The organism is Virgibacillus necropolis, assembly GCF_044793635.1.
Taxonomy (GTDB): Bacteria; Bacillota; Bacilli; order Bacillales; family Amphibacillaceae; genus Virgibacillus_F; species Virgibacillus_F necropolis_A.
Genome location: NZ_CP084992.1, coordinates 3,804,571 through 3,817,388, shown reverse-complemented (window position 1 = coordinate 3,817,388; position 12,818 = coordinate 3,804,571). Strand labels below are relative to the sequence as shown.

Here is a 12,818-nt window from a genome sequence, read left to right as displayed (position 1 = left end):
TTAACAATGGCGGGTATTATTTTAGTAACACAGCGTTATAATAAAAGGGAGTGTACGTAGTATGGATGATCGCAGAGATGTAGAAGTTGAACACCGTGAAAAGAAATCTGATTCAAGTAAGGTCGGCGTAGCGGTAATTAAGTATGCGACATATTTGATTATTTTTTTCGGCATTTTGTGGTTCTTAATAAATTATGTATTTCCTATGTTTTAAATGTTTGTTTCACTATAAGAGGTGATAAAAATGATGTGGCTTTATATTGTAATTGTAATTATAATCGTACTATTAATTATTCTTATGCTTTCCAATAAAGGGAAAAACCCCAATACCGATTCATCCCTTACCATGGATGAGAAAGAAGAGCTACAAGAAGATTACCTATCACATGGTAGCCATGATGAACAAGATGACAACAAAAATATATGAGTTTAATAAAACATCGCTATATGGCGATGTTTTTTTGCGGATATAGCCTTTTTTCCATTAATGATTAATGTATAATTAGTTATATTCTAATTATTAATGAAATGGAGAGTTTCTATGAAAAAATTTGTTTTCTTAATCAGTCTGCTTTTATTACTTGTAGCCTGTCAAAAAGAAGAACAAGTCATTGTAAAGAAGACTACACCTAAAAATACAAAAGAGAATCCTGAGTTGATTGAGCAATCCAATAAAAATGAAGATGAAGTGGATGAAATGATAGAATTTATCCTTCCAAATGAAAAAGTAATGATTAATTTAGAAATGGTGCCAATTTTAAATGCATATTTAAGTGCAGCACATGATCCCATCAGAGCAGTAGAATCCATGCATCTTACACCAATTCACTATGATAATAGTCAACTATACTTACTTGAATTTTCATGTGTGAATGAAACATGTTCCTATTTATTACTAGATAAAAGTGATGGAAATCAAGCTTATCTTGTAGCGGATCTTGCCCTATCAAAAGAAATTAAATTATCTCCAGATAATTCGAAAATATTCCTTCAGTTTAATCGTGATAATTTGATGGCATTACCATTAAGCAATATGATCGTGATTGATATCGAAGAATGGGAGCTATTACCACTAACGAATATAACAAACGAAATGGACATACTGGACTATCAATGGCCAATCCTTGCTGCAGAATGGATTGACAATCAAAGTATCTCGGTAAAGATTCCAGACATAGTTGAACCGTCCTCTTCCCTACTTTCTAAGTGGAATGAAGTAAAAGAAGCAACACAGGAAATTATACTTACCATAGATTAGTGAAGAACAAAAGCGCAAGCGCCCGGTTATTGCCGTATGGCCTGGACGGAACCGTATGAGATAAAGGAAACACGGAGCGCGTTAGCGAACCGATGTTGACTTATCGTAAGGAGGTACCGGAAGGGCACTAGGCAATGGGCGCTGGAGCTGGACGTGGCTGACAGGTATTCAGTTATCCACAATTACAAAATTTTATAGTTTCCTGGTAAACAAGAAAAAACAGCACGAGGCGCAGTGCTGTTTTTTATTTCTGTCTAAACTGAAACTTATGTTTTCGTTATTCAAATACCAATTCTTCCGTATGTTCTATGGTCTTCTCCCGTCCATTTATCTCAAACCTCGCTATACAATACAGGGTGTATCTCCCTTTCTTTGGTATCTTTATCGTTTTTGCTTTTTGTGGATAATAACTATCCCCATCTGTCATGTCTTCTTTAACCTTGCTTCCTGTGAAATCATGGTTTTTATGACCCAATGAGACAGATATTAATGGCGTTTGGTGTTCAATCTCAATGGATTCTTCCCCAATGTATTGCAATGATCGATATACTTTAATTTTTTGATCTTCTTCCTCAACTCTAATATGTAAAATAAAATCCTCAATCTTTTTTGAACCACCTTGATTAGCAACTAATGTAGCTTTTCCAACTCCATTCCATACAAAAAATAGGATAGCTATAACGGCGATGGGGACTATATATAATATAAGTTTGTATTTTTTCAATTATTAGTCCTCCTGTCAAAATTTACTAATATCTATATGACGGTTGAAGATGTAATAAAGTTTCATTTTAATTCGAATTTTAATTTTATAAGTATAAAATAATTCAGTTATTTATCTTTTATTAAGATTAACATAAAAAGGAAAAAAATAAAAAGCATAATAGCGACAAAAAATACAATTCTAATAAGTGATACCGAAAGGAGGAATTTCGAATGACAGTTGCTAGTCAGGTCAAGCAAACAATCGCCGGATTGAAAAGTGCACAAGCAAGCTTTGAACAATTTGCATTACAAACGCAAAACACCCAGGCAAAACAATTATACGAAGGTGCAGCACAACAAACAAATGCAATTTTACAGAGTGTTGAACCGCGTATGCAGGAAATTGAACAAGAAGAACCACAATATAAAAACGAATAAATATATTTTAGAAATTTAAAGGGTTGAATTTTTATTCTTCAACCCCCTACTACATATTCCAACTTAAAGTAGGTGATATTATCTTGAGAACACAAAAATTGATTTTTCTTCTTGCTCTCGGCTTTTTAGTTGCTTGTAATACAACTACACAGCCTGATAATTCAAACGATCATTCAACAGAACCAACCAAAATAAGTACGTCTTCGTTACCTGATCAATCTCCATCAGAACAAGCTAAAAATATGTTACAAAAATATGATGAAACAACTAATATTTATGCGGTTAATACAAATAAAACGATGTTGATTGCATACGAGGTCCATCACCATGATCGTTTGAAGTTAGCAAAATTTGAAAAAAAATTAAAAAAGAAACTGAAGAAACAATTTGATGATTTTAAGATAGAAGTCTCAACAGACAAAAAATTGGTAATGGAGATAAATGAACTAGAGAAAAAAGTATCACAAAAAAAGATAGGAAAGAAAAAGTTAAAAAAAGAAGTGAAACATCTAATAGCACTTTCACATGATAAAACTTAAATGAAAAGAGTTGGCAAGTAATGGCTGATAAAATAAAGAAAAACTTACCTCCAAGTGCACAAGAATATCAGGCCTTTCAACAGCAGCGTGAAGTGAAAAGACCTATATTTAAAAATTGCATAAAAGCCTTCTTAGTAGGTGGATTTATCTGTTTTATTGGTCAATTAATTACAACGTTTTATATCTACTTCTTTGATTTCACCGATCAAACAGCTGGACACCCTACAGTTGCTACATTAATTTTTATTACCATGCTTCTAACTGGCTTTGGCGTATATGATCGAATTGGACAATTTGCTGGTGCTGGATCAGCTGTTCCTGTAACAGGTTTTGGGAATGCGGTTATTTCTGCTTGCATTGAGCACCGTACAGAAGGTTTTGTGTTGGGTGTTGGTTCTAATATGTTCAAACTGGCAGGGTCTGTTGTTTTATTCGGTGTTTTCTCTGCATTTATTGTTGCAATTATCAAAACGCTTCTGATTCAATGGGGGGTATTATAAATGTTAGTCGGTCATCGAACCTGGGTTTTTGAAAATAAACCCGTAATTGTTTCCACTGGTACTGTCGGTGGGCCGTTTGAGGCAAATGGAAATATCCCAAATGATTTTGATTTACTCCATGATGATATGTGGCTAAAACAAGCTTCCTTCGAGAAAGCGCAACAAACTATGCTGGAAGAGGCTTGCCAGTTCGCGATAAAAAATAGTTCCATACAAAAGGAGCAAGTAAAGTTTTTTATTAGTGGGGATTTAATTAACCAAATCACACCGACAAGCTTTGCCGCAAAAACTCTCGATACCCCCTACTTCGGTTTATTTAGTGCATGTGCAACTTCGATGGAAAGTCTTGCTTTATCGGCTTTTATAATCAACGGACAGGGCGCAGATTATATTATGAGTGGTAGTGCAAGTCACAACGCTGCGACTGAAAAGCAATTTCGTTATCCAACCGAATATGGTGGTCAAAAGCCCCCTACAGCACAATGGACAGTTACTGGTGCTGGTTGTGCACTTGTAGCAAAGGAAGGCAAAGGTCCGGTAATTACCTCCGCAACAATTGGAAAAGTAGTAGATATGGGAATGTCCGATCCGTTTAACATGGGTGGTGCGATGGCCCCCGCTGCAGTGGATACATTAGAAACACACCTGAGAGAACGAAATGTAGATCCGTCCTATTATGATTTAATTATAACTGGTGACCTGGGTCATATAGGCCGGGAAGTTTCCCTTGACCTTCTAAAAAAACAGGGTATCTCTATATCGGAAGAACAATATGTTGATTGTGGATTAACGATATACCGGGAAGGTCAGCCTGTTTTGGCAGGAGCAAGTGGAGCTGGATGTTCCTCCGTTGTCACGTACGGACATTTCTTAAACAAAATGAAACGTGGAGAACTAAATCGAATACTTGTTATTGCTACTGGTGCATTACACTCTACGTTAAGTGTTCAACAAAAGGATCCTATTCCTTGTATTGCACATGCAGTCTCTATTGAAACAGGAAGTGATAGTTAATGATATTTTTCTGGGCATTTGTTATTGGTGGACTTATTTGTGTTATCGGCCAAATCATGTTTGACGTTTTTAAACTAACACCCGGACATACCTTAAGCATACTCGTTGTTGTTGGGGCAATTCTTGATGGTTTCGGATTGTATGAACCATTAATCGATTTCGCAGGAGCTGGCGTAACGGTACCTATTACAAACTTCGGAAACTCGTTAGTACATGGTGCGATGGCCGCGGCAGAAGAGCATGGGATTATAGGAGTAGTAACCGGTATGTTCCAGGTTACTAGTTCAGGAATTTCAGCCGCAATAATATTTGGTTTTATTGGTGCACTATTTTTTAGACCAAAGGGTTAATAAGGAGGTCAACATTTATGACGATTGGATCACAGGTGAAAAGTTGTTTTTCTTCGTTAAAAAGTGCGGAAGCAACACTCAGTTTATTAGCAAATAAAACACAAGATCAACAAGCTAAAGAAGTATATATAAATACGAAAACGATAGTCGATGAGGTTAAAAATGACTTGCAAAAACAGGTCATTTATCTTACTAAAGAGGAACCGCAATACAAAAGCTAAAGAAAACTTGCTATCTCAGAAAGGATTTTTCTTATGCCAGAGTGGGTTAATATCATCATAAGATCTTTTATCTTACTTGTCATTCTATTTTTTATAACAAAAGCCTTGGGTAAAAAACAACTATCAGAAATGAACATTTTTGAATACATTACCGGGATTGTTATTGGTAGTATAGTTGCGATGCATGCGGCTGATACAAATACAGATTTCGGCCATGCCATTGCTGCATTATTTGTATGGTTTCTTATTCCATTTGTCGTTGAATACATTTCCCTAAAAAGCAAAACCTTCCGTGATTTTACACAAGGTAAAAGCACTGTATTCATTCAAGACGGTAAAATTATGGAAGATAATCTAAAAAAAGAACGTTTTAATACAGATGACTTACTTGAAAAATTACGTGACAATCAAATTTATAAGACAGCAGATGTGGAGTTTGCTGTTCTTGAACCCTCTGGTAGCTTAAGTATTATGTTAAAGAAGGAAAATCAACCTTTATCGGCAAAAGATTTAGGCATGAAACTTCCCACTGAAAAACAATCTGAAACGGTAATTATGGATGGAAAAGTATTGCTGGAACCACTAGCAAACCTCTCCTTAAATACAAATTGGTTAGAAACGGAACTCGATAAAATGGACGTGAGTATTGAAAATGTTTTTCTAGCACAAGCAGATACAGATGGCCAGCTCACTCTCGATTTGTATGATGACAAAATTGCGGTCCCTGCTCCTTCCGAAAAACCGTTACTTCTAGCCAACTTGAAAAAATGCCAGGCTGATCTGGAGCTTTTTGGATTAGCAACCGAAAATCAATCAGCCAAAGAAATGTATCAGAAAAATAGTAAAAAACTGCAACAGGCAATTGATCTTGTATCGGGATATTTAAAGTAGGCTTTTTAGATTAGCCCCTTTTCATGTATAATTTGGCTTATGCATAGAAGGGGCTGTTTTATTTGTGTAAAAAGAGTTTAGTTAGCTTACTACTATTTGTCCTCCTAATTGGTTGTGTACCCAATACATCGAAACATGATGTAACTTTTATTAGAGTTGTAGATGGCGATACATTACTAGTTAACATTAATGGAAAAGAAGAATACATACGATTATTATTAGTTGATACACCAGAGACAAAGCATCCTGATAAAGAAGTGCAGCCATTCGGCCCGGAAGCTAGTCAGCTGATGAAAGATACCTTCTCCCCTTCTGAACCAATACGAATTGAATATGGCTCAGAGAAGCGAGATAAATATGATCGTTTACTTGCCTATGTTTACACCAAAGATGGTCAGATGTTTAATAAAATGTTGCTTGAAAAAGGCTTGGCACGAGTAGCTTATGTTTATCCTCCGAATGATCGGTATGTGGAAAGTTTTCGTGAGATAGAATCCAAAGCAAAACGTAAGGAAATCGGCATTTGGAGTATTGATGGCTATGTAACTGAGGACGGATTCAATTTGGATGCGTTCCCATTCACCCCGAGAGAACAAAAAAATAACTACGAACCTAATGGCCAAGACCGCGATTGTGGTAATTTTTCAACACAAGAAGAAGCACAAACATTTTTCGAAGCAGCAGGAGGTCCTGAAAAAGATACACACAGACTGGATGGCGAAGGTGATGGCCTAGTGTGTGAAGGATTATAATTTTACCAAGTCCGCTTTCATATAAGAGAGCGGATTTTTTCTTTTCTTAAGCAAATCCACTAGTACATAATTAAACCTAATCAAGTGCAACATAAGAAAAAATGAAATGGCGGAGTGGCTTTGTATGTTTAATAAATTAATCAATAAATACATTTACAAGGATGTAGAAAAACTCTATGATCAGCAATCATCGGAGGAAGCTATTGAGTTAAAAGAACAAAATATTACCACTAAACTAGACGAGACAAGTAAAACACTCAAATCCGTTTATTCTCACCCAGATAATAATGATGTAAAATTTCGTGACCTCTTAATAGGCGAAATCAACAAAAAAGCCTTCATTCTCTATATTAATACCATTGCAGATACAAATGTAATCGAGGATCAGGTCATTAGTCCTTTATTGCGTAACCAAGATAAAAGCAAAGATATAAAAAATATGATATCTATTCAATCCATTTCAACAAAACAAAAGATTGAGGACATATTGGTTGAAATAAACAAAGGTAATGCCGCTCTTTTCGTAGAAGGCTCGGACCAGGCATATATCATCAGTGCTTCTAACTTTCAAGGCAGAGGTATTGAAAAAGCCGAAAATGAAATTTCATTAATAGGATCAAAAGAAGCGTTCAATGAAAAAGTGATGACAAATATCTCGCTCATACGAAAAAAAATTAAGAATGAAAATCTTGTCTTTGAAACTACAACAATCTCTAAGCGTTCTAAAAATGATGTATTTTTTGTCTATGTAAAAGACGTAGTGAATGAAGATTTACTTAAAAGCGTTAAAGATCGAGTAAATCGCATAGATGTTGATTCCATTCAAAACCTAGCAATTCTCGAACAGCATATTGAGGAAAAAAAGCTCTCTGTATTTCCTACAATTCTAAATACGGAACGGCCGGATCGAGCAGCTTCTTTTCTAGAGGATGGTTATATTGTCTTACTGATGGATAATTCTCCAGCATCACTTGTTATGCCAGCTACCTTCTGGTCGTTTTTTCATACTGCAGAGGATGGATACTTACGGATTTTTTTCGGGAACTTCGTTAGGCTTTTACGTATATTAGCCATTTTTATTGCCTTATTCTCTTCAGCATTTTATGTAGCAGTAACAACCTTTCATGCTCAGATGGTTCCACCTGATTTATTACTTGCCATTGCTGCTACACGAGAAAAAGTACCCTTACCAGCCGTAGTAGAAGTGCTTGTATTAGAAATCGCGTTTGAACTTATACGAGAAGCTGGATTACGTGTGCCATCAACAATTGGCCCTACAATTGGAATTGTTGGCGCATTAATTTTAGGTCAGGCAGCTGTTCAAGCAAACATTGTGAGCCCGATTGTTGTAATTGCAGTAGCATTAGGTGGATTAAGCTCTTTCGCAGTAGGTAATATCAGCCTTAATTTTGCTGTTCGTTTATGCCGATTTATTTTCATATTTGCTGCGGGAATGTTTGGGATCTATGGAATGACTGCCATATTTGTCTTAGGAATGTTTTATATGGTTTCTATTAAATCATTTGGAGTCCCTTACCTATCTCCATTAACACCAAAGTATCTTTCATCTGGAGATACCATCTTTAGACGCATGATTAACAACGAGCTATTTCGACCTGGCTATGTGAAGCCGAATGATATGAAGAAGAAACGGGAGAATTAATTTATGGAACAAAGCACTGGTAAAATTGGGATATGGGAATACGCAGCAATTATTTTGCTGACAATAGGAACAAAACTAGCTGATGATCTACCAGCGCTATTATATAAACCGTTATATACCGCAGCTTGGATGACACCGTTTATAAGTGGGATAGTTGCGATTGTTCCCATTTATTTACTCATCAAAACAATGATGTATTACAAGGAAAAAAATTTATTGGAAATTTTTGTTCACCTATTTGGAAAATACCTTGGCTTTACTGTCATTTTTGCACTATGGGTAATCGGTTCTTTTACCATCATTATCGATAGTGCAATTTATACGGATATCATCGGGACAATGTATTTTACAAGAACCCCTACCGTTATACTGTACTTTGTATTAATAGCTGTTTGTGCTTATGGGGCTAAACGTGGTTTAGAGCAGATTGGCTCGGTAGCTAGATCCTTATTACCATACATCAAACTGTCTATATTTGTTGCATTGGTTTTAACTATGATTCAAGGAAATATTGCTTTTATATTCCCTTTATTTGGTCCGGGAGTATGGGAAGTCCTCAAGGAAAGTACCCTGAGACTTTCTATCTATGGGGATATTCTTTATTTGTGTCTTCTAACCCCATACATTCGAAATTTAAATGATTTTAAAAAAGGAACATGGATTGCGTTTATCATATTGATTGCTGAATTAACATTAGCCATATTCGCGTATCTTATACTATTTGACTACGAGTCTGTTCGAATGCTGAATTACCCTTTTCATGAAGTAATTCGCTATATTAATTTTGGTTTCTTAACAAATGTAGAAACCTTCTTCTTTCCATTTTGGTTAATAGCTACATTTATTCGTTTTGCGGTTTACCTTTATATAAATGGAATATTATTTGGCAGGCTATTTCGAATAAAAGAATTTGAACATACAATCCCTACTCTTGCCACTCTATTTTTATTACTTGGCATGATGATTGAAAATCAACCAATTGCCCTCTCACAAGTTAGAGATAATATTTTAATGTTTGTAACACCTGTGTTTATTGGATTGCCCTGTATCATGTGGATTGTGGCTAAGCTTAAAGGGGATTACAAAAATGAAAAGAAATAAACTAATCGTAAAGCTTATCGGTCTAATCTTTTTGTTATTGACATTAAGTGGCTGCTGGAATCAAAGCCAAATCGAGGAAAGAGCATATGTCATCGCAGTTGGACTAGATAAAGCTGAGGCTGATAATCGTATCAAGATAACTTATGTAATTGCAAATCCAGAGTATGGCTCACAGATTCAAGGAGGAGGTACAAAGGAACCTCCACAACAGGTTATATCATTTGTAACCGATGATATTACTACCTCAAGAAATACAGCCAATTCTGTTATCGCAAAAGAAATTACATATGATTTACTGCGTGTCATGGTTGTTTCAGAGGAATTTGCACGGGATAAAGATTTTATACGATGGATGTACGACGCAACCAAAGATCCAGAAATAAGACGCGATGTGCGTATGGTTGTTACCAAAGAGACTGCAAGTGAATTTTTTAAGCAAAATGAACCGAGGCTAGAAACAAGGCCACACAAATTTTTTGAACTGGCCCTGTCACGTGGTGTTGAAACGGGTATGCTTCCATCTTCTGAGTTAATTCATTATTTTAGAATAACGGAAGCTGACGCTGAACTCTATTTAGCCATGTACGGCACTACGCAAAATAATGAGGATGAAGGTCAAGACCGAGATAATGATAAATTTAGTGCTGGGGAATTTCAATTTGAAGGTCAAACAAATCAAACTAATTTTGCTGGATCAGCAATTTTTAAAGAAGGAAGAATGATTGGAGTTTTAACAGCAGATGAGACACGAATTTCCATTGTGTTGAACCCCATTTTAAATGCATCCGATATTTTGACAACTTTCAAAGATCCATTTAATGAAAAATATCGAATTGCAGCAAGAGTTAATAAAAAAGAAGCAAATAAAGTAGAAATGGATTTAAAAGCACATACTCCAACAATAGATGTAACCATTCCGCTGGAAATTGAAGTGTTATCAGCACATAGCATGATTGACTACGAAAAAAATATTGAGAAGCGAAATAAATTAAAAAATTCCATTAAAAAGGAATTAACGACGAAGATGGAGAAGTTCGTAAAAAAAACACAGGAGAAATTTAAAGGAGAACCATTTGGGTGGTCCTTAATTGCCAGGAAAAATTTTTTAACAATACAAGCCTATGAAGAATACGACTGGATGAAAACCTACCCCGAAATGAAGGTCAACATAGATGTCGTCATTACATTCGGCCAGTTTGGTCGTCAAAGTGAATTACCAAAACTAGAAGAAATAAGGGATTAACATGACACTATTTATTTGGATGATGATTATCATTATCTTTTTATACACAATAGGGTTTTCCATCACGCTTTGGAGAACAAAAAATAAAATCGGTTCCTTCGCTCTTACATTAATTGCGATAGTGATTGTTGTCATTCCCTTTTTCACAAATCTTATATGAGTAAATAGAAATTGGCTCTCTATGACGATAGAGAGCCAATTATTTATTCGCTAATCCGGATGGCAACATTTCCAAATTGGTTGCCTTCTTTTAGATAATAAAATGCTTCTTTTGCATGGTTCAGTTCAAATGTTGTATCAACTACCGGGAAAAGGTTATGATTCTCTACAAATGCGAGCATTTCTCGCAGTTCTTCCCTGCTTCCCATTGTTGTACCGAAAAGCTGATATTGTCCGTAGAAAAATTTGCGTAAGTTTAAGTCTACTGTATCCTCTGTTGTGGCACCAAAAACGACGATGCGTCCACCCTTTTTCAATACCTCGAGTGAACGATTGAATGTGGCTTTACCTACACTTTCAATAACTAAATCCACTGTTTCATCCGCCAGTTGTTCTGGCCAATCACTAGTGGTATCAAGCACGATATCCGCACCTAGTTCAGTTGCTTTTGTACGTTTCTCTTCACTGCGGGAGGTAACGATAACCTTTGCCCCGGCACTTTTGGCAAACATAATAAGGTATGTCGCAACACCACTTCCAGCTCCAGGGATAAATACCGTGTCCCCTTCCTTTAATTCACCTTTTGTAAATAATGCTCGATAACCAGTTAAGGCAGATAAAGCAAGAACCCCTGCCTCATCCCACGACAAATGTGTTGGCTTTTTCTCCACTTGTTCAGCTGAAATCGCAATTTTTTCCGCAAATGTCCCATGATTTGGCATACCCAAAATGTCAAATCCTTCTGGTGGTGCAACACTATTATCATTCCAGTGGAGCGAAGGATTGATGATCACCTCATCCCCTATTGAAAACTCGGTAACATGCGCTCCTACACTTTCGATTACACCTGCTCCATCCGATCCTAAAACAAGTGCTTCCTCATCTCTCCCCCGACGATTCGGTATGCCTACATCACGCCTGTTTAATCCCGCGGCACGTATACTTACGAGTACCTCATCATCATTCAAGTCAGGTTCATCTAGGTTTTTCACATCTAATTTTCCATGTTCATGTACAAAAGCTTTCAACATTATCATCCTTTCTGAAAGTACCCACTAAAATGTTCTAGCTGTTGCTTATCAGTTATATCATTTGAAAATAAAGGAACATAAAATAATTCCTGCTTGTTAAAAGTGTCTTCAATCATCGTTACATATTGTCTTTCATGTTCCTTCCTTTTACTAAGAAATTCTCCTTCAGGATTTTCAGGGAGTATTTTATTTACAATTAAAGTCTTAACATGCAAATGATAATTATCCAGTAATTCAAGTGCCTTTTTCGTTTCTAAAATAGGTAACCGCTCAGGATTTAACACGAAAACGAAACTTGTCTGTTTAGGATCTAGTAAAATTTCTCTAGCCGCTGAAAATCGTTCTTGTCGTTTCTTTAACACATCATAAATCGGATCCTCTACAGGCTCACCGTCATTTAATAATTGTGAATAATTTTCATTCGTTTTTTGCCTTTTTTGAAGTAGGCCTTCGATCCATATTCCCATCAACTCCGGAAGCGACAATAAGCGAATTGTATGTCCAGTTGGTGCTGTGTCAATAACGATCGTATCATAGCGTTCGCTTTCCTCCAAAATGATTGATATGAGTTTATCAAATAATGCTGCTTCATCAGCTCCAGGCGAAGCCTTCGCAGTATCAAGCTGTCGATGTACCTCTTCCACCATACCCGAATGAACAATTCCTTTTATATTTTCTTTTACCCCTTTTATATAGTTATTCGTTTCAATATCTGGATCTATTTCAAGGGCAGCAAGATTAGCATTTATGCTCGTAATTTTCCCACCAATTTTTTGATTGAAAATATCTCCCAGATTGTGTGCCGGGTCTGTTGAAACTAGTAACGTTTTGGAATCTTTTAGAGCTGATTGCCAAGCGATTGCTGCTGCAGATGTTGATTTACCAACACCACCCTTTCCACCAACAAATACGATTTTGTGTAGTAATTCCTGCATAGATTATCACCTTCTTTG

General features: G+C 36.2%; 17 protein-coding genes. 14 read left to right on the top strand and 3 right to left on the bottom strand.

Features of this window, described 5'->3' with window-relative positions; genetic code table 11:
- Positions 1-61 precede the first annotated feature (61 nt).
- The 3 genes from LG329_RS18885 (at position 62) to LG329_RS18875 (ending at position 1,258) form a co-directional block, all read left to right on the top strand.
- On the top strand, positions 62-214 hold the full coding sequence (locus LG329_RS18885) for a hypothetical protein (RefSeq protein WP_404452415.1): 153 nt from the start codon (positions 62-64) through the stop codon (positions 212-214).
- Positions 215-244: 30 nt separating this feature from the next.
- On the top strand, positions 245-427 hold the full coding sequence (locus tag LG329_RS18880) for a hypothetical protein (protein ID WP_404452414.1): 183 nt from the start codon (positions 245-247) through the stop codon (positions 425-427).
- Between the two features lie 114 nt (positions 428-541).
- A complete protein-coding gene (locus LG329_RS18875; protein ID WP_404452413.1) occupies positions 542-1,258 on the top strand; it encodes a hypothetical protein in 717 nt (238 codons plus the stop codon).
- A gap of 277 nt (positions 1,259-1,535) precedes the next feature.
- Here the strand turns inward: LG329_RS18875 and LG329_RS18870 are convergent, their stop codons facing one another.
- Entirely contained in the window at positions 1,536-1,982 is a 447-nt protein-coding gene (locus LG329_RS18870) for a hypothetical protein (RefSeq protein ID WP_404452412.1), read from the bottom strand.
- Positions 1,983-2,194: 212 nt separating this feature from the next.
- Between LG329_RS18870 and LG329_RS18865 the strand changes: the two genes are divergently transcribed.
- From LG329_RS18865 to LG329_RS18815, 11 genes are all read left to right on the top strand, one after another.
- Entirely contained in the window at positions 2,195-2,401 is a 207-nt protein-coding gene (locus LG329_RS18865; RefSeq protein ID WP_404452411.1) for a DUF1657 domain-containing protein, read from the top strand.
- An 83-nt stretch (positions 2,402-2,484) separates the two neighbouring features.
- Positions 2,485-2,940 carry a YhcN/YlaJ family sporulation lipoprotein gene (locus tag LG329_RS18860; protein ID WP_404452410.1) on the top strand — a complete coding sequence of 152 codons (456 nt, stop codon included), beginning with the start codon at positions 2,485-2,487 and terminating at the stop codon, positions 2,938-2,940.
- Between the two features lie 20 nt (positions 2,941-2,960).
- Positions 2,961-3,440 carry a stage V sporulation protein AC gene (gene spoVAC / locus LG329_RS18855; RefSeq protein ID WP_404452409.1) on the top strand — a complete coding sequence of 160 codons (480 nt, stop codon included), beginning with the start codon at positions 2,961-2,963 and terminating at the stop codon, positions 3,438-3,440.
- On the top strand, positions 3,441-4,454 hold the full coding sequence (gene spoVAD, locus LG329_RS18850) for a stage V sporulation protein AD (protein ID WP_404452408.1): 1,014 nt from the start codon (positions 3,441-3,443) through the stop codon (positions 4,452-4,454).
- On the top strand, positions 4,454-4,804 hold the full coding sequence (gene spoVAE, locus LG329_RS18845) for a stage V sporulation protein AE (protein WP_404452407.1): 351 nt from the start codon (positions 4,454-4,456) through the stop codon (positions 4,802-4,804). Before spoVAD ends, spoVAE begins: the two co-directional genes overlap by 1 nt.
- 17 nt (positions 4,805-4,821) lie before the next feature.
- Positions 4,822-5,025 carry a DUF1657 domain-containing protein gene (locus LG329_RS18840; protein ID WP_404452406.1) on the top strand — a complete coding sequence of 68 codons (204 nt, stop codon included), beginning with the start codon at positions 4,822-4,824 and terminating at the stop codon, positions 5,023-5,025.
- 33 nt (positions 5,026-5,058) lie between these two features.
- Positions 5,059-5,916, top strand: a complete 858-nt coding sequence (locus LG329_RS18835) for a DUF421 domain-containing protein (protein WP_404452405.1) — start codon at positions 5,059-5,061, stop codon at positions 5,914-5,916.
- A gap of 62 nt (positions 5,917-5,978) precedes the next feature.
- Positions 5,979-6,668 (top strand): thermonuclease family protein, encoded by a 690-nt coding sequence (locus LG329_RS18830; RefSeq protein WP_404452404.1) that lies wholly within the window; start codon positions 5,979-5,981, stop codon positions 6,666-6,668.
- Between the two features lie 124 nt (positions 6,669-6,792).
- Complete coding sequence (locus LG329_RS18825) at positions 6,793-8,331, top strand: spore germination protein (RefSeq protein ID WP_404452403.1); 1,539 nt, start codon at positions 6,793-6,795, stop codon at positions 8,329-8,331.
- A gap of 3 nt (positions 8,332-8,334) precedes the next feature.
- Positions 8,335-9,432 carry an endospore germination permease gene (locus LG329_RS18820; RefSeq protein ID WP_404452402.1) on the top strand — a complete coding sequence of 366 codons (1,098 nt, stop codon included), beginning with the start codon at positions 8,335-8,337 and terminating at the stop codon, positions 9,430-9,432.
- Positions 9,419-10,675, top strand: coding sequence for a Ger(x)C family spore germination protein (locus LG329_RS18815; RefSeq protein WP_404452401.1), 1,257 nt, complete (start codon positions 9,419-9,421; stop codon positions 10,673-10,675). The genes LG329_RS18820 and LG329_RS18815 overlap by 14 nt, the downstream gene beginning before the upstream one ends.
- Before the next feature lie 203 nt (positions 10,676-10,878).
- Here the strand turns inward: LG329_RS18815 and LG329_RS18810 are convergent, their stop codons facing one another.
- Positions 10,879-11,862, bottom strand: coding sequence for a zinc-binding dehydrogenase (locus LG329_RS18810; protein ID WP_404452400.1), 984 nt, complete (start codon positions 11,860-11,862; stop codon positions 10,879-10,881).
- A 5-nt stretch (positions 11,863-11,867) separates the two neighbouring features.
- Positions 11,868-12,800, bottom strand: a complete 933-nt coding sequence (locus LG329_RS18805; protein WP_404452399.1) for an ArsA family ATPase — start codon at positions 12,798-12,800, stop codon at positions 11,868-11,870.
- Positions 12,801-12,818 lie beyond the last annotated feature (18 nt).

Bases quoted from the DNA above. Each gene is read 5' to 3' on its own strand.
- LG329_RS18885 (WP_404452415.1), top strand. From the start codon at position 62: ATGGATGATCGCAGAGATGTAGAAGTTGAACACCGTGAAAAGAAATCT.
- LG329_RS18880 (WP_404452414.1), top strand. From the start codon at position 245: ATGATGTGGCTTTATATTGTAATTGTAATTATAATCGTACTATTAATT.
- LG329_RS18875 (WP_404452413.1), top strand. From the start codon at position 542: ATGAAAAAATTTGTTTTCTTAATCAGTCTGCTTTTATTACTTGTAGCC.
- LG329_RS18865 (WP_404452411.1), top strand. From the start codon at position 2,195: ATGACAGTTGCTAGTCAGGTCAAGCAAACAATCGCCGGATTGAAAAGT.
- spoVAC (WP_404452409.1), top strand. From the start codon at position 2,961: ATGGCTGATAAAATAAAGAAAAACTTACCTCCAAGTGCACAAGAATAT.
- spoVAD (WP_404452408.1), top strand. From the start codon at position 3,441: ATGTTAGTCGGTCATCGAACCTGGGTTTTTGAAAATAAACCCGTAATT.
- spoVAE (WP_404452407.1), top strand. From the start codon at position 4,454: ATGATATTTTTCTGGGCATTTGTTATTGGTGGACTTATTTGTGTTATC.
- LG329_RS18840 (WP_404452406.1), top strand. From the start codon at position 4,822: ATGACGATTGGATCACAGGTGAAAAGTTGTTTTTCTTCGTTAAAAAGT.
- LG329_RS18835 (WP_404452405.1), top strand. From the start codon at position 5,059: ATGCCAGAGTGGGTTAATATCATCATAAGATCTTTTATCTTACTTGTC.
- LG329_RS18825 (WP_404452403.1), top strand. From the start codon at position 6,793: ATGTTTAATAAATTAATCAATAAATACATTTACAAGGATGTAGAAAAA.
- LG329_RS18820 (WP_404452402.1), top strand. From the start codon at position 8,335: ATGGAACAAAGCACTGGTAAAATTGGGATATGGGAATACGCAGCAATT.
- LG329_RS18815 (WP_404452401.1), top strand. From the start codon at position 9,419: ATGAAAAGAAATAAACTAATCGTAAAGCTTATCGGTCTAATCTTTTTG.
- LG329_RS18805 (WP_404452399.1), bottom strand. From the start codon at position 12,800: ATGCAGGAATTACTACACAAAATCGTATTTGTTGGTGGAAAGGGTGGT.